The organism is Salinibaculum sp. SYNS191, assembly GCF_037338445.1.
In the GTDB taxonomy this organism is placed as follows: Archaea; Halobacteriota; Halobacteria; order Halobacteriales; family Haloarculaceae; genus Salinibaculum; species Salinibaculum marinum.
In genome coordinates, this window is the sequence record NZ_CP147838.1 from 1,047,805 (window position 1) to 1,067,538 (window position 19,734).

General features: G+C 67.2%; 19 protein-coding genes. 6 read left to right on the forward strand and 13 right to left on the reverse strand.

Annotated features, from left to right (window positions below):
* Positions 1-37: 37 nt before the first annotated feature.
* The 7 genes from hypD to WDJ57_RS05700 are packed head-to-tail and all read right to left on the reverse strand — an operon-like array spanning position 38 to position 5,816.
* Positions 38-1,150 (reverse strand): hydrogenase formation protein HypD, encoded by a 1,113-nt coding sequence (gene hypD / locus WDJ57_RS05670; RefSeq protein WP_338904666.1) that lies wholly within the window; start codon positions 1,148-1,150, stop codon positions 38-40.
* Positions 1,140-1,502, reverse strand: coding sequence for a HypC/HybG/HupF family hydrogenase formation chaperone (locus WDJ57_RS05675; RefSeq protein ID WP_338904668.1), 363 nt, complete (start codon positions 1,500-1,502; stop codon positions 1,140-1,142). Before WDJ57_RS05675 ends, hypD begins: the two co-directional genes overlap by 11 nt.
* Positions 1,502-1,672 carry a hypothetical protein gene (locus WDJ57_RS05680; RefSeq protein WP_338904670.1) on the reverse strand — a complete coding sequence of 57 codons (171 nt, stop codon included), beginning with the start codon at positions 1,670-1,672 and terminating at the stop codon, positions 1,502-1,504. Before WDJ57_RS05680 ends, WDJ57_RS05675 begins: the two co-directional genes overlap by 1 nt.
* A complete protein-coding gene (locus tag WDJ57_RS05685) occupies positions 1,669-2,235 on the reverse strand; it encodes a hydrogenase maturation protease (RefSeq protein ID WP_338904671.1) in 567 nt (188 codons plus the stop codon). Before WDJ57_RS05685 ends, WDJ57_RS05680 begins: the two co-directional genes overlap by 4 nt.
* Positions 2,225-3,154: a cytochrome b/b6 domain-containing protein gene (locus tag WDJ57_RS05690; RefSeq protein WP_338904672.1), complete on the reverse strand. Its 930-nt coding sequence runs from the start codon at positions 3,152-3,154 to the stop codon at positions 2,225-2,227. The genes WDJ57_RS05685 and WDJ57_RS05690 overlap by 11 nt, the downstream gene beginning before the upstream one ends.
* Positions 3,147-4,688: a nickel-dependent hydrogenase large subunit gene (locus tag WDJ57_RS05695; protein WP_338904674.1), complete on the reverse strand. Its 1,542-nt coding sequence runs from the start codon at positions 4,686-4,688 to the stop codon at positions 3,147-3,149. The genes WDJ57_RS05690 and WDJ57_RS05695 overlap by 8 nt, the downstream gene beginning before the upstream one ends.
* A gap of 6 nt (positions 4,689-4,694) precedes the next feature.
* A complete protein-coding gene (locus WDJ57_RS05700; RefSeq protein ID WP_338904676.1) occupies positions 4,695-5,816 on the reverse strand; it encodes a hypothetical protein in 1,122 nt (373 codons plus the stop codon).
* Positions 5,817-6,131: 315 nt separating this feature from the next.
* Here WDJ57_RS05700 and WDJ57_RS05705 point away from each other — a divergent pair, with 315 nt between their 5' ends.
* The 3 genes from WDJ57_RS05705 to WDJ57_RS05715 all read left to right on the forward strand — a co-directional run bounded on the left by WDJ57_RS05705 (position 6,132) and on the right by WDJ57_RS05715 (position 12,186).
* Positions 6,132-6,662 carry a hypothetical protein gene (locus WDJ57_RS05705; protein WP_338904677.1) on the forward strand — a complete coding sequence of 177 codons (531 nt, stop codon included), beginning with the start codon at positions 6,132-6,134 and terminating at the stop codon, positions 6,660-6,662.
* A 403-nt stretch (positions 6,663-7,065) separates the two neighbouring features.
* Positions 7,066-9,198 (forward strand): hypothetical protein, encoded by a 2,133-nt coding sequence (locus tag WDJ57_RS05710; RefSeq protein WP_338904679.1) that lies wholly within the window; start codon positions 7,066-7,068, stop codon positions 9,196-9,198.
* Positions 9,199-9,246: 48 nt separating this feature from the next.
* Positions 9,247-12,186, forward strand: a complete 2,940-nt coding sequence (locus tag WDJ57_RS05715; protein WP_338904681.1) for a hypothetical protein — start codon at positions 9,247-9,249, stop codon at positions 12,184-12,186.
* Positions 12,187-12,266: 80 nt separating this feature from the next.
* On the opposite strand, the gene WDJ57_RS05720 is transcribed toward WDJ57_RS05715, so the two are convergent.
* On the reverse strand, positions 12,267-13,112 hold the full coding sequence (locus WDJ57_RS05720) for a nucleoside phosphorylase (RefSeq protein ID WP_338904683.1): 846 nt from the start codon (positions 13,110-13,112) through the stop codon (positions 12,267-12,269).
* Complete coding sequence (cdd, locus tag WDJ57_RS05725; protein ID WP_338904685.1) at positions 13,109-13,513, reverse strand: cytidine deaminase; 405 nt, start codon at positions 13,511-13,513, stop codon at positions 13,109-13,111. The genes WDJ57_RS05720 and cdd overlap by 4 nt, the downstream gene beginning before the upstream one ends.
* A gap of 112 nt (positions 13,514-13,625) precedes the next feature.
* Between cdd and WDJ57_RS05730 the strand changes: the two genes are divergently transcribed.
* Positions 13,626-14,699, forward strand: coding sequence for a molybdopterin-dependent oxidoreductase (locus WDJ57_RS05730; protein ID WP_338904687.1), 1,074 nt, complete (start codon positions 13,626-13,628; stop codon positions 14,697-14,699).
* Positions 14,700-14,804: 105 nt separating this feature from the next.
* Here WDJ57_RS05730 and WDJ57_RS05735 read toward each other — a convergent pair whose 3' ends face one another.
* From WDJ57_RS05735 to WDJ57_RS05750, 4 genes are all read right to left on the reverse strand, one after another.
* Positions 14,805-16,151, reverse strand: a complete 1,347-nt coding sequence (locus WDJ57_RS05735; protein ID WP_338904688.1) for a phosphomannomutase — start codon at positions 16,149-16,151, stop codon at positions 14,805-14,807.
* A gap of 60 nt (positions 16,152-16,211) precedes the next feature.
* Positions 16,212-17,306, reverse strand: coding sequence for a DUF445 family protein (locus tag WDJ57_RS05740; protein ID WP_338904689.1), 1,095 nt, complete (start codon positions 17,304-17,306; stop codon positions 16,212-16,214).
* 47 nt (positions 17,307-17,353) lie between these two features.
* Positions 17,354-18,070: an archaeal proteasome endopeptidase complex subunit beta gene (psmB, locus tag WDJ57_RS05745; protein ID WP_338904690.1), complete on the reverse strand. Its 717-nt coding sequence runs from the start codon at positions 18,068-18,070 to the stop codon at positions 17,354-17,356.
* 233 nt (positions 18,071-18,303) lie between these two features.
* Positions 18,304-18,474, reverse strand: coding sequence for a hypothetical protein (locus WDJ57_RS05750; RefSeq protein WP_338904692.1), 171 nt, complete (start codon positions 18,472-18,474; stop codon positions 18,304-18,306).
* 274 nt (positions 18,475-18,748) lie between these two features.
* Between WDJ57_RS05750 and WDJ57_RS05755 the strand changes: the two genes are divergently transcribed.
* Positions 18,749-19,111, forward strand: a complete 363-nt coding sequence (locus WDJ57_RS05755; RefSeq protein ID WP_338904693.1) for a DUF555 domain-containing protein — start codon at positions 18,749-18,751, stop codon at positions 19,109-19,111.
* A gap of 48 nt (positions 19,112-19,159) precedes the next feature.
* Positions 19,160-19,702: a CBS domain-containing protein gene (locus WDJ57_RS05760; protein WP_338904695.1), complete on the forward strand. Its 543-nt coding sequence runs from the start codon at positions 19,160-19,162 to the stop codon at positions 19,700-19,702.
* Positions 19,703-19,734 lie beyond the last annotated feature (32 nt).

The window sequence follows — 19,734 nt, forward strand, 5'->3', positions numbered from 1 at the left end:
GCTCACTCCGTCGAATTGCAGTCGTTGTCCGCATGGGTCAGAGGTCAGGCTGCCCGCCGTACTCGTACCAGATCTTGCAGGTTCCCTCGCTGCTGACCATGCAGGCTCCAACCGGATTCTGCGGCGTGCACTCCTCGCCGAAGAGGTCACAGCCGTCGGGGTCGGCCTTGCCGGCCATGATGTCGCCGCAGATGCACTGCTCGGTCAGCGGGTCCTCCCCGCCGACGTCCGGGTCGATGTCGAACCGCTCGCGGGCGTCGGAGGCGGCGTACTCCTCGCGGAGCGCCAGGTTCGCGGCGGGTATCTCTGCGATGCCGCGCCACTCGCCGCTCTCGGTCTCGAAGACGTCCCACATCGTGTCGCGGGCCTGGACGTTGCCCTCCTCGCTGACCGCACGCGGGTAGGCGTTCTCCAGCCCGGCCTCGCCGTCGCGGACGTACTCCAGCAGACGCTCTAGCCCGAGCAGCACGTCCAGGGGCTCGAACCCGCCGACGACGACCGGGATGTCGTAGTCCGCCACGAACTCCTCGAAGAGGCCGTAGCCGGTGATGGTCGCGGCGTGGCCCGCGGCGAGGAAGCCGTCGATGTTCGTGTCGGGCATCTCAGCGACCACCTCCATCGCGGGCGGGACGTACTTGTGGGCCGACAGCACCGAGAAGTTCTCCGGCGGGTCGTCGCTCAGCACGGCGGCGGTCGGCGCAGCCGTCGTCTCGAAGCCCGTCGCGAAGAAGACGACCTCCTCGCCGGGGTTCTCCGCGGCGATGTCGGCGGCCTCGCTGGCGCTGTAGACCACGCGCACGTCCGCGCCGTCGGCCTTGGCGTCTTCGAGGCTGCGGGCCGTGCCGGGCACGCGGAACATGTCGCCGTAGGTCGCGACTACCTTGCCGTCCTCCGCGAGCGCGACCGCCTCGTCGACCTCCGGCATGTTCGTCACGCAGACCGGACAACCCGGGCCCATCCGCACGGAGAGGCCGTCGGGCAGGAGACTCCGCAGGCCGAACTTGGCGATGGCCTGCTCGTGGCTGCCACAGACGTGCATCACGTCCACCGGCTCGCCGATGTCGTCCATCAGCTCCTCCAGGCGCTCGGTCAGTTCCTCCGCCGTGTCCGGGTCGCGGAACTGGAGGTCCTTGTCGGAGTCAGTCGCCATCGGAGGTCTCCTCCCGGTCGGCCATCGGGTCCAGTTCGGGGTCCGGCTTGCCCATCGGTCCGGGCGTCGATGGTCCCCGCTCGATGCCGAGGTCGCCGCCCTCGGCTCCGATCTCCTCCAGCGCCTCGTCCTCGTCACCTTCGAGGAACGCCTCGTATATCTCGATGGTCTCCTCGACCTGGTCGTCCGGGAGTTTGCGGATGGCAAAACCCGCGTGGTTGAGGATGTAGTCGCCCTCCTCGACCGTCTCGCCGACGATGTCCAGCCGGACGGTCTTCTCGACGTCCCAGAACTCCGCGCGGGCCTCCATCCCGTCTATCTCGACGACCTCACCGGGGATAGCCAGACACATCACTGACCCTCCTGGCTCTCGTCGTGGACGTTGATGTTCCAGGGGTCGTTCCCGATGAGCCGTTCCGGTTGCATCGCGCCCCGGACGTGGTGTCCCTCGCGCTCGTGTTCGTCTATCTCCTCGGTCTCGATCTGGGTCTCACAGTCGGTGCAGTACCACGTTGTGTTCATGATTCACCCTCCGAACCTGTGTGCTCGGTTGCGGTGGATTTCGCGTTCGTGTCGTCTATTCTATCGATTAGGAGCTCCATCAATTCGTCGGCCGCCTCCTCGACCGCCTCGCTGAGTTCGTCCCCGATTGAGACGTCGGCGGGTTCGACGCCCAGAATCCGTATCTCGTCCGGGAGGTCGTAGACGTCACGGCCGGCGACCATCGCCTCCGTGAAGGAGACGTCGTGCATCGTCATCTCGGGGATGTCCGTCTCGAAATTGCCGTCGACACACCGGTACTCGTGGATCGTACCGGGAGTCTCGCCGGTCTGGACTGCGTCGACGACGACGGCTCGCTCGGCCCCGCTCATCCCCTCCAGCGCCAGAAAGCCCGTCGTGCCGGCGTCCATCAGGCGGACGCCGGCCGCGGAGCCGGCCGGTGAGTCCTCCAGTCGCTCGACGACCGTCGGCCCGACGCCGTCGTCGCCCATGAGCGGGTTGCCGACGCCGACGATGGCCAGGTCGGGACCGGGGGCGTCTCCGGCCGCGTCGTTCCCTCCGCTCGCCGAGCGTTCAGTCGTCATCCTTCGCCTCCCCCGGGTCGGCCTCCGCGGTCGGGTCCGCCGGTTCGGGACGGCTCTCCTCGTCGACGACCCAGGCCTCGACGGTCCCGTTCAGCATGGAGCCGAAGAAGTCCCGGTTGCCGGGGAGCACTGCCACGTAGACGTGTACCGCGATCGTCGCCAGCGTCAGGAACGTCGCGACCAGGTGGAGCTGGAGCATCCGCTCGAAGGGGAGCCACCCCTGCATGAACCCGAGCGCGGAGACCCACCAGGCGGGGTCGGTCGCGAGGCCGGCCCACAGCGCAAAGCCCGTCAGCGTGAGGAGGAGTACGAAAAACCAGAGGGCGTACCAGAAGGCCGTCTGCGCCGGGTGGTAGCCCACCCAGTGTTCGCGGTCCTCGTCGTAGGCTCGGCGGGCCTGCTTGTACCCGGGGATGTACCGCACCAGCCCCACGAGGGCGAACGCGATGACGAGTTGCTCTTTGAGCTGGCTCGTGCTCAGCAACAGCCTGTGCTTGTCGACGACCCTGTGGTAGTAGGTGAACACGACGAGCGCGACGACCGCCAGCAGTAGTCCCATCCAGACGTGAATCGTGAACGCCGTCTGGTAGCCCCCCCAGATGCCGACGTCGACGGGACCGTAGAGCCCGGTCCAGATCATGAGCCCGGTGATCGCGGCGGCGGTCATCGCGACGACCGTCACCCAGTGGGAGACGATCGAGCCCAGCCCCCAGCGTCGTATCGACTCCTTGTCGGACTCGTCGAGCGTCTGGTACCCCTCGTACTTCCTGACGAGGTCGGCCCGGATAGCCGTCAGCCGGCTTCCGCCAGGCAGGCGCTCGATGTCGATGATGCCGCCGTGGTCCATCGACTCGTCCGGCGGCCGGTCGCTGTCGACCGCACCGCCGTCGGGAACCGTGTCGCTGTTCGTGTCAGCCATCGGTGTTCACCACGCATTGCTCGTCGCCCGGTTTCGGGGGCTCGACGGTGGTCTCGTACTCCGCGTCGGGACTCCTGATGTGGACGCTGCAGGCCAGACACGGGTCGAACGACCGGATGGTGCGCATGACGTTCAGCGGGTCCTCGACGTCGTCGACCTCGTCACCGACGATGGCCCCCTCGATGATCGAGGGGTTGCCCTCTCCGTCCCGCGGGCCGATGTTCCACAGCGTCGGCGTGATTATCTGGTAGCGTTCGATCGTCCCGTCCTCGACGTCCATGTAGTGCGAGAGCGTCCCGCGGGACGGCTCCCAGAGGCCGACACCCTTGCCGGTGAAATTATCGGGGAAGTCGGCCATGAGCGGTTCGTTCGGGTCGAACGCGCCCAGCAGGTCGAGCACCCGGTCGCGGACGATCAGTGCCTCCTGCGCACGGGCGACGAGGCGGTTGAGCGTGTTGCTCTCGGCCGGCCCGCCCCCCAGGTTCGCCCGGAGGTCGAACGGGTCGTACCCCGAGATTGCCAGCCGGGCGAGCGGTCCGACCTCCATCGTCTGGCCTTCGAACCTCGGTGCTTTCCCCCAGGAGTAGGCGTTCTCCTTCTCGGGCTCTGGCTCCGGGGGTTTCGCCTCGGTCGGACTCCCGCCCGAGTCGTCGGTGTACCAGGAGTACTCCGTGTGTTCGGTGATGCCGTCGACGATCTCGTCTTTCGTCAGCCGTTCGACGGAGCCGTCGCGATACACCCCGCGCTTGAAGATCCGTTCGCCGGAGTCCGGCAGCCGGAACAGCCCGTTGCTGTAGTAGCGGTTCGGGCCCGAACCGAGGTCGGCAGTTCCCTCCCTGGCGGCGGCCACGAGAATCGAGACGATGTCGTGGAGCCCCTCGCCCAGTTCCGGGTCGAACTCCCCGTTCTGGACGTTCTCGAGAACCTCCGGGACCGCCTCGGTCGGTCCGAGCCACTCGCTGACCTCCCTGACGCGGGATTTGACGGTCTCGACAGTGGCGGCGTCCGGATGTGTCGCAACCCCGCCCGGGATAAAGGCGAGCGGGTGCGGGGCGCGCCCGCCGAACTCCGCCAGCGCCTGCATGAGCTTTCGCTGGTTTTCGAGTGCCCCCACGTAGCCAGCGCCCTCCAGCGGGTCCAGACGCTCGAAGCCCGTGTCGGCGACTGCATCGCTGTAGTCGGGACCGACCAGGGCGAACAGGTGTATCGCGTGGTTCCACAGGAAGAAGATGCCCTCGACTGCGTCCCGGAGAATCTGGGCGTTCTCCGGGGGACCGTCGAAGGCCCCGGCGTTTCTCGCGGCGTCTTCGGCGGCCCGCGCCGAGCCGATACGGTGACAGATGAAACAGACACCGCAGACTTTTCCGGTGAGCTGCGCCGCGTCCCGGGGCGACCGGCCGACGGTGATGATTTCGGCCCCCCGGAACATCTTCATCGTGCTCCTGGCCTCCGTCACCGCGCCCTCCTCGACTTCCAGCTCCATCCCGTGGTGGCCCTCGATACGTGTCGTCGGGTCGATAGTTACTTCCACCATGGTGGCTCACTCCGTTCTGTCGTCTCCGGTTTCCGTTCCCGGCTCCGTGCCGGCGTCCGGCGACGTGCGCTCCTCGTCGGTCCCGTCCGAAGTGTCCCCTTCGTCGCCCTTTTCGAACTTCCCGTATCCGGTGAGCTTCCGGGCGGCGTGTGCGCCGATGCCGACCCCCGTGGCGACGAGGGCCGCCCAGCCAGCGTCCTCGGGTGTCACCGGTCCGACGAAGGACTGTCGCTCGACCTCCTTGTCGAGCGGCTGGAAGCGGTCCCAGAACCCGGGTTCCATACAGCCGACACAGGGCGCGCCCACGTTGAGACAGACGCTCGTCCCGTCGTTCCACAGCCGGTCCTGGTCGTCACAGTGCGTGTAGGGGCCGGCACACCCCACCTTGTACAGACACCCCTTGTCGCCGGGCTTGTCCGCGAACTCGCCGCGGTCGAAGTAACCTCGCCACTTGCAGTTGTCGTGGACGAGCGGTTCGTAGAAGGGCTTCGGCCGGTTGTACTGGTCGAGTTCCGGCGTGTGGCCGTTGAGAACGGTCGCGATCGTCAACAGCATGTAGTCGGGGTGGGGTGGACAGCCCCCGAGGTTGATGACCGGAAGCCCCGACCCGGCGGTGAAATCCGGACCGAGGACGCCGGGTTGCTCGCGCTGCTCGAACTGGAGGCCCTTCGCCCCTGTGACGCTCTCGTTACCGTAGAGCCGGTTTTTGTTCTCCGCCGCCGGCCAGCCGCCGAAGGACGCGCAGTTGCCCACGCCGATGACGTACTCGGCCTCGGGGGCCAGCTCCTGGACCCAGTCGACGAGCGGCTTGCTCGTCCCGTCCGGGCGCTCGCCGAGCGTCGCGGCGGACGGCACCTCTGTCGGCACCGACCCCTCGAGGACGAGCACGTCCGGCGACGTGCTCATCGACTCGATGGCTGCCTCACCCTGTTCCGGCATGAGTGTGGGATGGAACGTGACCTCCATCCGGAACTCGCGTAAGGTCTCCTCCAGGGTCGGATACTGCCCCTGGAGCATCGAGATGGTACAGCCCGAACAGGACTGGCCCTGCAGCCACACGAGTTCCAACTCGCCGTCCGTCGCCTGTTTCAGCGCCGATGCGACCTCAGTCGAGTAGTCCGATACCACCGCACCAGCCGCCACTGTCCCCGCGAGCTTCAGGAAATTCCGTCGTGTCGCGGACGAACCCGAGGCGTCGGTTGTCTGGGACATACCTAGTTCCTATATCACGAACAATAGATATAATAGAATAATAGGATTTTCATCGTATGAGAACGTGATTTCCAGAACTGGACGTACAGGCACTAGAACGGAGCGTTCTCCGCTGCTCGTCCACAAATTTGACAGTTCAAGTATGTGTTACGGACGGCCTCGAAGGCCCCGTGGGGCAGGCGGCGGCCACCCGCCGGAACAGTCTTTTCGCTCGGCGTCGACGCGCGAACGATGGGACGACTCACCGACGTCGGCCCGGCCGGACTGGTCCCTGCGGCGTGGCTCGTGACCATCGGGGCGCACCGGTCGCTGGTCAGCGAACGGACGCTGCTGATTGCACTGGGCGTGATGGACGTGCTGTTGCTCGCCTTCATCGTCGCCTCGCGGGGCGAGATGACCGGCCCCGTTCTCCCGATATGGCGGCGCGTGCTCGTCGCCGGGTTCGCCGTCACCGTCGCGGGGACGGCTGGCCTGGCGCTCGACCCGAACCAGGCCGTGCTTACCGGCGTCGGCCTCTACGGCTGGGTAGCCCTCCCCGGTGTCGCCTACGTCCAGACCGGGCTGGCACACCCCCCGGGCCGCTACCGGCGGGTGTACCTGGCCGCGGCGGCCCTGTCGCTCGCCGGCGGCCTCGTCTACGCCGCGGGCCATATCGGGGGCATCGCACCGGAGACGACCACCGTCGCCGGACTCGCCGTCGTCGGCGTCGGACAGACCGTCGGCATCGTCGCCGCGGCGGTCCAGAACACCGGCGGTCCGTGACACACCTACCCGATACGTAACACTTACCCACCGGCGGACGACCGCTGGACAGAGTAAGCACTGTTAACGGACGGTATCGGCCGGCGTGACCGCTCTCCGGCGGGGCGCTCCTGTGGGCGTCACGACGAGTAAGCCGTCTCTGCGAACGGCCCCCCGGGGAGTAACCATCTCGTTCGGGACGAAATAATCACTTAAGTTATCTTTTACGCCTGAGTAAGCCCATCGAACTCCAAACGTGTAAAATTCGCCAGAAGAGTAATTGTACTCATACTAATTGGTTATTCGCAGGAACGTTGGCGTGCGCTCAGCGACCGGACGGTGAGCGCGGATAGGTATGAGTTACGCACGCACAACCACACGAAAGATACTCGTCGTAATGTTGGCAGTCGGCCTCACGCTCAGTATGAGTATGAGCGGGGCCGCGCTGGGGCACACCTCAGCAGCGCCGTGTCCGCCGGAGAACAGCACCCAGTCGGGTGTCCAGACGGTCACATGGACCCAATCGCAGGACCAGACTGGGGCGAACAGCACACAGATTCAACAGGTAACCGGGTCGCAAATCCGCGTTCAGGACCAGTGCGGCCTGGAGAACGCCCAGACACAGAGTCAGTCCGGGGTCCTCCTGCAGGGTCAGGACCAGGACGCTGACGACAGCCTCCAGTCGCAGGGCCAGACCATCGGCCAGGACGCCGGTCAGGACCAGACTGGCGAGGAGAACGAGCAGGACCAGACCCAGGAGAGCGACCAGGAACAGGACCAGACCCAGATCGGTGAGAGCAACGAACAGCGCCAGGACCAGACGGTCGGTCTCGCCGCCGCCCAGGACCAGGTCGGGCTCTACAACGACCAGACGCAACTGCAGAGCGTCGCCCAGTTCCAGCAGCAGCTGCAGGACGCCATAGACAGCTTCATGCAGACTGCACAGCAGTCGACGCAGGTCGACGACCAGAGCCAGGCGGGCGAGGAGAACGACCAGAGCCAGCTCGACATCATCGAGCAGATTCAGAACGCCTTCCAGTACGGTGAGGCGAACGAGCAGACCCAATCACAGAGCGCCAGCCAGCTCAAGAGTCAGACGCAGGACGGCTACAACAACAACCAGGCACAGACCCAGGAGATAGACCAATCCCAGACGCAGGAACAGTACGGTATCAACAACGTCCAGGACCAGACCCAGTCGCGCGAACAGCAGGCCCAGCAGGAGCAGGACGGCCGGTTCAGCTCCCAGGGCCAGGCGCAGGTGAGCGAGCAGGGTCAGGAGCAGACCCAGGACGCCGACAACAGCACGCAGGACCAGGAGCAGACGAGCACGCTCGACGGCGACCAGACGCAGGACGCCAACTACAGCGAGCAGCGCCAGACCCAGATTGCCGACCAGTCGCAGGGTCAGGACCAGTCCGGCGAGTCCAACGAGCAGAGCCAGACTCAGGCCGACGAGATGACGAGCGAGCAGAGTCAGGTCGGCGAGTACAACGACCAGGACCAGGACCAGGAGCTGACCCAGGAGCAGGGCCAGGACCAGTCCGGCGAGAACAACAGCCAGTCTGCCGTGCAGGAGAGTACGCAGTCACAGGAAGAAACGCAGTCGGGCGCGTACAACGAGCAGACTCAGGAGCAGTCCACGGACCAGTTCCAGGAGCAGGACCAGTCGGCAGTCGAGAGTAGCCAGGTCCAGGACCAGGACGCGAACCAGCAACAGGACCAGGAACAGTACGGCGCGAACAACACGCAGAGCCAGACGGAGTCGGAGAGCCAGACGCAAACGCAGACGCAGACGGCCGACGACAGTAACCAGGCCCAGGGTCAGGACAGCGACCGCTCGCAGAGCCAGGACCAGCTCGGCGAGAACAGCACGCAGTCCCAGACGCTGACCGACGACCAGGCCCAGACGCAGGACCAGGCCGGTGAGGACAACGACCAGACGCAGGAGCAGAACAACGACCAGAGCCAGGGCCAGGACCAGGACGCGAGCGACAGCGACCAGGCCCAGAGCCTGACGAGCACGCAGAGCCAGACGGAGACCCAGGACGGTAACGTCAGCACGCAGAGCCAGGAGCAGGACAACGACCAGACGATGAGCCAGGACCAGAGCGGCACGGAGAACGTCCAGAGCCAGGACGGCTCCGGCACGCAGGTCCAGGCGCAGGAGCAGACGGCTGACGATAGCACGCAGGGTCAGGGTCAGGCCAGCGACCAGGAGCAGGGCCAGACCCAGGAGGGTGACAGCAACACCCAGAGCCAGGAACAGTCCGACGCTCAGATCCAGAGCCAGACCCAGGACGGCGAGGACAACGAGCAGAGCCAGACCCAGGACAGCGAACAGGAGCAGGACCAGGACCAGGACGCCACGAACAGCGACCAGGACCAGAGCCAGACGACCAGCCAATCGCAGACCCAGACCCAGGAGGGCACGAACAACACTCAGACCCAGGACCAGACCGCAGAGAGCGACCAGACCCAGGACCAGACCGGCGAGAACAACGAGCAGACCCAGAGTTCGGGTATCGTCCAGACGCAGGCGCAAAGCCAGGGATAATCCACACCAGACAGTGGTAATCCCAGATTTATGTCAGGAATAAAAAACATGTACGCACGCACAACAGACACGCACCCGTACCTGGTGCTCGTGGCGACGCTGCTCGTCACGGTCGGTCTCGTGTTCGCCGGCGGCCCGCTCGGGTCGCTCGGCGGCACCGCGGCCGACAACGCGGCCAGCACGTCGCTGGACGACGGCCTCCTCGGCCAGGCATCAGGGCTGGGGAGTTCCGACGACGGCGGCGCCGTCATCTCGCCACTCGCCGACGAGAACCCGGACGACGGCAGTGAGGAGAACGAGTTCGGCGAGCGCAACGAGCAATCCACCGACGACGACGGCGGCGAGAACTCGAACGACGAGTCGGGCTCCTCGGGCGACGAGGAAACCGACGACTCGAACGACGACAGTTCGAGCGACGAGAGCGACGACAACTCGGACGACGGCAGTTCGAGCGACGACCAGACCGACCGCGAAGAGAACGAGTTCGACGACCGCAACGAGCAGGACTCGGACGACTCAGACGACTCCGACGACTCGGATGACTCCGACGACTCGGATGACTCCGACGACTCGGATGACTCCGACGACTCCGGCAGTGCCAGCGACGGGTTCGTCGTCGAGCAGGGCGACACCTGCCGCGTCGTCGAACCGCTCGGCGACGGCTCCGAGAGCGTCGAGTCGTTCTACGACTACAGCCAGTCGACCGACTTCAGTTCGGCCGGCACGATGGACCTCCAGCGCCCCGACACCAGCCTCGTCTTCCTCTACGACGGGAGCGAGGGCCTGAGCCTCGTGTTCATCCACGGGGCCTACCAGCAGGCGGGTGACGGCGGGTCCGTCTCCGTCACCGTCAGCGGGGTTCCCGGTTCGGCCGACTGGGCCGTCGAGGACGACCGGTACGACGGTCCCACCTCGTACGACGAGTGGGAACGCAGCGCGGGTCAGCGCCAGGTCGACTGGACCTGGGCCGACCAGCGGACCGACGGGGGCGCACTCCGTGGGTTCGGCGACAGCCTCGACGTGACGGTCGACGCGCAGTTCAACGAGGACGCGAAGCTGTTCGGCCAGTACTACGACGGCACCGTCGAGGAGTGGCAGCTACTCTCGGGCGACAGCTCGAACCCCGACCGGGAGACGCTGTCGATGACCGAGCAGCTGACGATTCGCACCGGCTCCTGCGGTGACGCCGGCGACGGCACCGACGGCTCCGACGGCTCTGACGGCACCGACGGCTCCGACGGCACCGACGATTCGGACGACGAGTCGGATGAGAGCTGGGACGGTCGGCCACACGACAAGACCGGCCAGAACCGCAGCCAGGACGCGAGCCACGACCAGTCCCAGAGCCAGTCCGGGATGAACAACGACCAGGACCAGTCACAGCGGAGCCTGGTCGGACAGACCCAGAGCCAGGACGCGACCGACAGCTACCAGAACCAGGACCAGACGGTCCGCAAGACCCAGTCACAGGACCAGAGCGGCTACGACAACGACCAGGTCCAGCGCCAGACGAGCGAGCAGTTCCAGCGCCAGAGTCAGTCGGGCGCGAACAACTACCAGAACCAGTCGCAGTGGGCCCACAGCGACCAGACGCAGGACCAGAACGGGACCGACAGCGACCAGGCACAGGCACAGAACGCCGAACAGACCGGGACGAACGTCCAGGACGCGACGAACAGCGACCAGAAGGCGGTCCAGACCTCCGACCAGGAGCAGGACCAGACCCAGGACGCTGACCGTAGCGACCAGGAACAGTCCCAGGACGCCGACCAGGACGCCAGTCAGCGCCAGACGGGCGACGACAACCGGCAGTACCAGTCCCAGGACAGCGAACAGGACAACACTGCCGAGCAGGCCGGCGACGACGTGACCCAGGACCAGGACCAGACGGTCGAGCAGGACAGCAGTCAGCGCCAGTCGGGCACTGACAACGAGCAACGCAAGACCCAGGAGAACGACCAGTCCCAGGAGCACGTCCAGGATGCCGACGACAGCGTCCAGACGAGCAGTCAGGACGCCACGCAGGAGGAGACGCAGCGACAGTCCGGCACCGACAACGACCAGGACCAGGACCAGGCCAACGAGCAGAACGCCGCCGGCGACCAGTCCGGGTCGAACAACGAGCAGGACGGCTCGCAGGACACCGCACAGGACCAGTCCCAGACCCAGACGGGGACTGACAACGAGCAGGACCAGTCGCAGATAACGGACCAGGACCGCGAGCAGAGCCAGTCCGGCGACGACAGCGAGCAGAGCCAGGACCAGGACAGCGAGCAGGACCAGTCCCAGAGCCAGTCCGGCGAGGACAGCAGGCAGGACCAGTCACAGCTGGTCGAGCAGAGCGCCGCGCAGGACCAGTCGGCCGACGACGCCTCGCAGGAGCAGGACCAGACGGCGGACCAGGACCAGACGCAGTCCCAGTCCGGCGACGACAGCTACCAGAACCAGGACCAGGAAGCCTCGCAGGACCAGGACAGTGACGGCGACAGCGGGAGCCAGTCACAGTCCACCGACCAGGACCAGCGCCAGGTCCAGGTCGGCGACGACAGCTCGCAGACCCAGAGCCAGTCCAGCACCCAGGACCAGAACGGTGACGGCACCGACGGCTCGACGAGCGAGCAGACGCAGTCCAGCTCCGGCTCCGGCGGCCAGGGCCAGGCACAGTCGCAGGCGACCACCAGCACCGACGGCAACGACGTCCACGTCGACGTGCAGGTGGGCGTGCAGGTCCAGGCCGGCGACCAGGTCCACGAACACACCGTCGAGGCCGGCACCCCCGACGACGGTGACGGTGCGGACAAGATAGTCCAGAACCAGGTGCAGGTTCAGGTCGGCGACAACCTGAGCCAGTCGCAGACGCAGACGACCGACCAGGCCACCAGCGGCGACGAGCAGGACATCAAGCAGAACCAGGTGCAGGTCCAGGTCGGCGACAACAGCACGCAGAGTCAGACCCAGACTGCGAACCAGACGCAGGCTGGCGCCTGACCACTATCGACACACGCTCACTTTCTTTCGGACTCGCCCCGCCAGTGGCGACGCCGCCAGCGCGACAGGAGACTCTGGCGTCAGATGCCCAGACCGGCGTGCCAGGCGTCCGCGCCGGTCTCGTCGACGCGCTCGTCCATCGCCGCGAGTTTGGCGACGGCGAGGCTGGCGGTGCGCGCCGCGCGGCGCTCGCCCTCGACGCGGAACTCGCCGGTCGTCCGGTCGGCGTAGACAGTACACACCGCGCCGGCCCGCAGACCGTAGACGTTCGCCAGCGTCAGAATCGCCGACGCCTCCATCTCGAAGTTCAACACGCCGGCGGCTTTCAGCTCCTCGATGTCCTCGGTCGCGCCGCGTGCGCGGAAGCCCTCGAACCCCTCGCGGCTCTGCCCGGCGTAGAAGGAGTCAGTCGAGGCGGTGAGGCCCACGTGGTAGTCGTAGCCCAGTTCCTCGGCGGCCGCCGCGAGCGCGGCGACGACAGCGTGGTCCGCGACGGCGGGGTAGTCCTCGCGGACGTACTCCGAACTGGTCCCCTCCTGGCGCACCGCGCCGGAGGTGATTATCAGGTCGCCGATGTCCGTCTCCTCCTGGATGGCCCCGCAGGAGCCGACGCGGAGGAACGTGTCCGCGCCGACGCGGGCCAGTTCCTCGACGGCGATGGCCGCCGACGGGGAGCCGATGCCGGTCGAGGTGACGGAGATGGGCGTGTCGTCGTAGGTGCCCGTCGCCGTGCGGTACTCCCGGTGTTCGGCGACCACCGCCGCGTCGTCCCACTCGTCGGTGACCTTCGGGACGCGCTCGGGGTCACCCGGCAGGAGGACGCTGTCGGCCACGTCGCCGCTGGCCACTTCGAGGTGGTACTGCTCGTCTTCGCGTGGGTCTTCTGCACCCGCGCCGTCCGGGGCGTCGCCAGCGTCCCCGCTCATGGCTCGACCCCCAGCGTCCCCGGACTGATTGTGTCCGGGATGAGGTCCCCGAGGCGATACGTAGTCGCCTCGTCGCCATCATCGCCCCCGTCGCAGTACACGGGAACGTTTTCGTCGCAGAACTCCGCGAGGGTCTGGCGACACATCCCGCAGGGGGTCACCCCGTCGCGGGCCGCCGAGGTCACGGCGACGGCGTCGAACGAGCGGTGTCCGTCGCTGACGGCCTTTCCGACGGCCACCTCCTCGGCGTGGAGGCTGTTGGAGTAGTTCGCGTTCTCGACGTTACAGCCGGTGTAGACGGTGCCGTCGGCCGTCCGCAGCGCCGCGCCGACGGCGTACTCCGAGTAGGGGGCGTAGGCGCTGTCGACGGCGTCGCGGGCGGCCTCGACCAGGTCGTGCATGTGCGCGGCGACGGCCGGCGGCGGGAAATAGCCACCGCCCGCGGCGGCCGAACGGCCGGGAATGGCGACCGTCGCCGTGTGACTCAAGCACACACAGGTCCAACGGAGGGGTGTGTCCCCCAGCCGTCTCGACAGACTCGCACCGCCGGCGCGACTCGTCGACTGGTCCATCCTGACGCTGGTCGCGCTGGAGGTCGGCTCCGGTCTCGTGAGCCTCGTCGCGGGCACGCCCGACTGGGGCTGGCTGTTCGTCGTCCACTCCGTCGGCGGCGTGACGCTGCTCGTCATGCTGTTCTTCAAGTTCCGGCGCGTCCGCCCGCGGGTGACGAAGCGGTCGCTGTGGGACGGCGGGACCCCGGTGTCGATACTGCTGGGAACGCTCGCGCTCGCTGCCTTCGTCACCGGGACAATATGGGCGCTGACCGGCGTCGTCCGCATCGGGCGGTACACGCTGCTGACCGTCCACATGGTGCTGGGTGTGCTGGTCGTGCCGGTCCTGCTGTGGCACCTCCGGCACCGCTTTCGCTGGCCGAATCGACGGACCGTCGACGGCCGTCGGGAGGCCATCCGCTTCACCGCCCTCGTCGGGTTCGGGGCCGTAACCTGGCGGTTGAAGGAGGTCGCGAGCAGCCTGGTCGGCCTGGCGGGTGCGGACCGCCGGTTCACCGGGTCGACCGACGCCGAAGGGGAGGGAAACGACTTCCCGGTCACCTCGTGGGTCGCCGACGACCCCGACCCCGTCGACGTGGCGGACTGGTCGCTGGCGGTCGACGGCGAGGTCGAGCGCGCCCTGGCGTTCGACTACGGCGACCTGACCGGCGTCGGCGACAGCGAGCGGCGGGCGCTACTGGACTGCACCAGCGGCTGGTACGCCGAGCGCGACTGGCGGGGCGTCCGCGTCGGCGACCTGCTGGCCGAAACCGGCACGACCGACGCGGCGCGGTGGGTCCGCTTCGTCTCGGTGACCGGCTACCGCTGGAGCCTGCCAATCGAGGAGGCGCAGGACGCACTGCTGGCGACACACGTCGACGGGCAGCGCCTGACCCACGGCCACGGCGCACCGCTGCGACTGGTTGCGCCCGGCCGTCGCGGCTTCCAGTGGGTGAAGTGGGTCGAGCGCGTCGACGTGACCCGCTCGCAGGACCTCGGGCAGTGGATTGCCATCTTCGTCAGCGGATTCGACTAGGGAGTGCCAGTGGCGTCGATAAGAACAAGAAAGGCCCCGCCCGTGTCTGCTGGGGAACGGGTCTAGACAGGAGTGGTTGTTCTGGCCTCGTGAAACCCGGGAGCCTCAGTCTTCGATAGCGTCCTCGACGACGCCGACGACGGTCTCCACCAGGTCGTCGACTGTCTCGCTCTCGGCGTAGACGCGAATGTACGGCTCCGTCCCGCTCGGGCGGACGAGCGTCCACGCGCCGCCGTCGAGGTCCAGGCGGACGCCGTGGTCGGTGTTCACGCCCGCCTCCGGGAAGGCGTCGGGCAGCGCCGTCTCCAGCCGTTCCATCGCCGCCTCTTTGCGCTCGTCGGGGCACGGAACACTCTCCTTGCGGTACGGGCGCTCTGCAATCGGCTCCCGGAGCGCGTCGAGGCCGCTGTCGGCCACGAGTCGCGTGATGACCGCCGCCGAGGCGACGCCGTCTATCCAGCCGCCGAAGGCGGGGTGGATGTGCTTCCACGGTTCCGCGGCGAAGACGACCTCGGTGTCCTCGTCCCCGGCCCCGCGGGCCTCGGCGATGCCCTCGTGGAGCGCGCCGAGGCGGACGCGCTCGACGCGACCACCGGCAGCGCGGACGCGCTCGTCGATGCGCCCGGAGGCGTTGGGTGTCGTGACGACGACGGGGTCGCCGGCGTCGCTGGCGCGGGTGTAGTGCTCGGCGACGATGGCGAGGACGGTGTCCTCGTGGACGACGTCGCCGTCGCCGTCGAGGACGACGATGCGGTCGGCGTCCCCGTCGTGCCCGATGCCGAGGTCGGCGTCGCCGTCGGCGACGAACGCGCGGAGGTCCGCAAGCGTCTCCGGCGTCGGCTTGGACTCGCGCGCGGTGAAGTGTCCGTCCACGTTGGCGTTCAGCGCCACCACGTCCGCGCCGAGGCTGGTCAGCACCTGCGGCGTGGCCAGGCCTGCCATCCCGTTCCCGCAGTCGACGGCAACGGTGAGGTCCTCGGGCGTCGCGCCGTGGCCCGCCGCGTAGTCGGCGACGGCGTCGCGGTACTCGCCCAGCACGTCGACGCGCTCGCCGGTGCCCCACGCGTCCCACTCGGCCTGTCCCTCGTCGGCGTCGACGTGGGCCTCGATGCGCCGCTCGGACTCGCTGTCGTACTCGCGGCCGTCGACGAAGAGTTTGATGCCGTTGTCAGTCGGCGGGTTGTGACTCGCCGTGACCATCACGCCGCGGCGGCCCCGCGAGGCGTAGGCGACCGCCGGCGTCGGGACCGTGCCGAGGCGCAGGACGGTCGCGCCCGCGGATTCGAGGCCCGCCGCGAGCGCGTCCGCCAGCGCGGCCCCTGTCTCGCGACCGTCCCGGCCGAGGACGAACGCGTCGCCGTCGACGCCCGCCGCACGCCCCACCGCGAGCGCGAGGTCGGGCGTCACCTCCGTGACTGGCCCTCTGATACCTGCCGTCCCGAACAGCTCCATATCCCCTGGTATATGCCGCCCCCATAAAGTCCGACCGGAGTGCCACCGGCGTCGTGTCGGTCAGTCGTCTCCTTTGGCGGCTTCCTCGCCGTCCTCGGCGTCCGCGCCGTCGCCCCCGCCCGACTCCTCGACCGCCTCCTCGACCTCGTCGAGTTTCTCCTTGACCTCGTCGACCTCCTTGCTCAGCGTCTCCTCGACGTTCTCGGCGACTTCTTCGGTGACCTCTTCTTTGACCTCCTCCGCGACTTCCTCCGTGACCGTCTCCTCGACGTTCTTCGTCACGTCCTCGGCCACTCCCTCCGTGACCTCCTCGCTCACGTTCTCTGCGACTTCCTCCGTCACGTTCTCTGCGACTTCCTCCGTCACGTTCTCTGCGACTTCCTCCGTCACGTTCTCTGCGACTTCCTCCGTCACGTTCTCTGCGACTTCCTCCGTCACGTTCTCTGCCACCTCCTCGGTCACGTTCTCCGCCACCTCCTCAGTGACGTTCTCTGCGACTTCCTCCTTCACATTCTCCGCCACCTCCTCCGTGACTTCTTCGGTCACAGTCTCGGTCACCTCCTTCGTCAGGTCCTCGGTGACGCTCTCGGCCACGTCCTCGGCGACGGACTCCTCGACGCTCTTGCTGACCTCGGCGGCCACCGACTCCTCCACGTTCTTCGTCACCGAGTCCGTGACTTCCTCGGTCACGGTCTCCTCGACGTTCTTCGAGACGGTGTCCGCGACCTCCTTCGTCACGTCCTGAGCGACCGTCTCCTCGACGTTCTTGGTGACGCTCTCGGTGACCTCGTCGGTCACGCTCTGCTCGACGCTCTTGGTGACGTTGGCTGCGACCTCCTCGGTGACCGTCTCCTCGACGTTCTTCGAGACTGTATCCGCAACTTCCTTGGTCACGTCCTCGGTAACCGACTCCTCGACGCTCTTGGCGACGTCTTCGGAGAGGTCCTCCTCGACCTTCTCGGCGACCTCGCGGGTCATCCAGTCGGGGTCGTAGCGAGCCATCTTCCAGACGACGTGCAACGCGTAGGAGACGAGCACACCCAGCCCGAACGCGATACCGATTTCCCCGCCGACCGCCGCCATCAGCGCGACGGCGACGAAAATGAGAGCACCGTACAACAGGTCGATGATGGCGTCGACGCGATTCGGATTCATCTACCCGTGGAGAGACACCCTGCAGTCATAAAAGCCGTCCGTGTCGCTCAGACTTCGACTTCGTCGAGGTCGTAGTCGGAGATGTCGACGCCGTCGGCGGTCACGTCGGCGATGAAGATGCCGTTGCCGGAGCCGGTGTCGCGCTCTGCGGCGGCCTTGATGCCGGCCGCGGCCGCGCGCTGGGCCTCCTCGTTGCTCATGCCCTCCTCGTAGCGGTCCTCCAGGGTGCCGTAGGCGACGGTCAGGCCGGACCCGGTGACGGTGTAGTCGTCCTCCATGACGCCGCCGGCGGGGTCGATGCTGTAGACGTGGCTGCCCTCCTCGTCGATGCCGCCCAGGATGGGGTTGATGGCCAGGAACGGGCCGCCGCGGGCGAAGTTGCCCGCCAGCGTCGACAGCGCGGTCATGCTCATGTCCTCGCCGCGGCGGGCCTCGTAGAGGTTGACCTCCGCGCGCAGCGTCCGGATGAACGACTGGGCACCGCCGACGGAGCCGACCAGCGTCAGCGCGGCCGTCGGGTGAATCTGCTCGACCTTCTGGACGTTCTTGTTCGAGACGAAGCGGCCGCCGAGGCTGGCGCGCTTGTCCGTCGCGATGACGACGCCCTCGCCAGTGGCGATGCCGATGGTCGTCGTCCCGGTCTTGTTGACCGCGTCCTCGTCGCGGTCGCCGCTGGGCAGCGAGCCGAGTTCTGGCTCGTAGGGGTCGTCGTGGAGACGACTGTCGAGACGGGGCGTGCTCGGTGAGAAGTTAGGGTCCTGCATTACCCTCGCCTACTGGCCCGTCGCCTAATAAAGTACTCGTTCACGACCACCGTGGGCCCGCTCGTCTCCGCACACAGCGAGAGTTCTGCATCCTCGCGGGACTGACGAAGATTGTTCGGCTGGTACTGACGGACCTGCGGGACGGGAACAGTGGGTAGCCGCGTGTGCCGGGGAGCCGACGCGACAGAGAAGGGCTGGTGGTCGTTCGAGTCTGGAGAGTCGCAGGCGGGGGCCTACGACGGCTGGGCCTGCTCGTAGGCGTTCCCGAGTCGGCGGACGACCCGGTGAACCGGGAGCCGGATTCCCAGCCGCTCCGTGACCATCGCAATCGGCAACAGCGCGATGCCGGCGACGAGGGTGAGCTGGTACAGCACGAGCAGGGTTGCGCGGTGGATGCGTTCCATCGTACCTCGATAGCCAGTCGGCGTGAGGAGACGTATAAACCTGTCGCGGAAATCCCTCACGATTTATCATCCAGGTCGAGTTTCACGGCCGCCCCGTCTTGCGATTCAAGCGAAGTTGCGCACAGGTCAAATCGAGTGGGGTCGACGGCGCAGTGACACGTAATCGAGGGGTTGGAGAGGGTCGTACTCTGGATAAGTTATAGCCATTATCGGGGTGACGTGCGCGCCGGGCGAATCCAAAAGAGACGTGTATCTGCCGGCGCTGACGTCGTGTATGAACTATCGAGTGGTACTCGAGGCGGCCTGGTTGGTCCACGACGTGGACGACATCGACGACGCCATCGGCGTCGCCGTCAGCGAGGCCGGGAAGCGCCTGAACGAGAAGGACATGGACTACGTCGAGGTCGAGGTCGGCTTCACCGAGTGCCCGGCGTGTGCCGAGCCATTCGACTCCGCCTTCATCGCCGCCGACACCGCGCTTGTCGGACTCATGCTGGAGATGAAGGTCTTCAACGCCGAGAGCACCGAACACGCCCAGCGCATCGCCAAAAGCGACATCGGCGGCGCGCTCCGGGACGTCCCGCTGACGGTCATCGACACCATCGAGTTCGCCGAGGACGACGACGCGGACGCCTGAAGCTTCCCAGCCCGAAGTTTTTTGTATTACTTGCAGTTATCCACTGGTATGGACCTGCCGACGCCGGAGGACCTGCGCGAGCGCCGGACGGAACTGGGCCTGACCCAGAGCGAACTGGCCGAGAAGGCCGACGTCAGCCAGCCGCTCATCGCCCGCATCGAGGGCGGCGACGTCGACCCGCGGCTCTCGACGCTGCGGCGCATCGTCAACGCGCTCCAGGAGGCGGAGGGCGGCATCCTGCGCGCCCGGGACCTGATGCACTCGCCCGTCGTCAGCGTCGAGCCGGACGCCAGCGTCCACGAGACGGCCGAACTGATGGACGAGAAGGGCTACTCGCAGGTACCGGTCGTCCGCGACGGGACGCCACACGGGCTCATCGCCACGTCCGACATCCGCCAGCGCGAGGAGGAGAACGTCGGCGAACTCCCCGTCGCGGAGGTGATGCACGAGTCGATGACCGCCGTCGAACCGGACGCCACCATCGACGCCGTCGACGCCCACCTCGACCACAACGCCGCCGTCCTCGTCGTCGAGAGCGGCGAGACCGTCGGCATCATCACCGAGGCCGACATCGCGCGCCACCTCTCCTGACGCGTCGCCGTCGCCCGCGCCCCAGCCCCCTC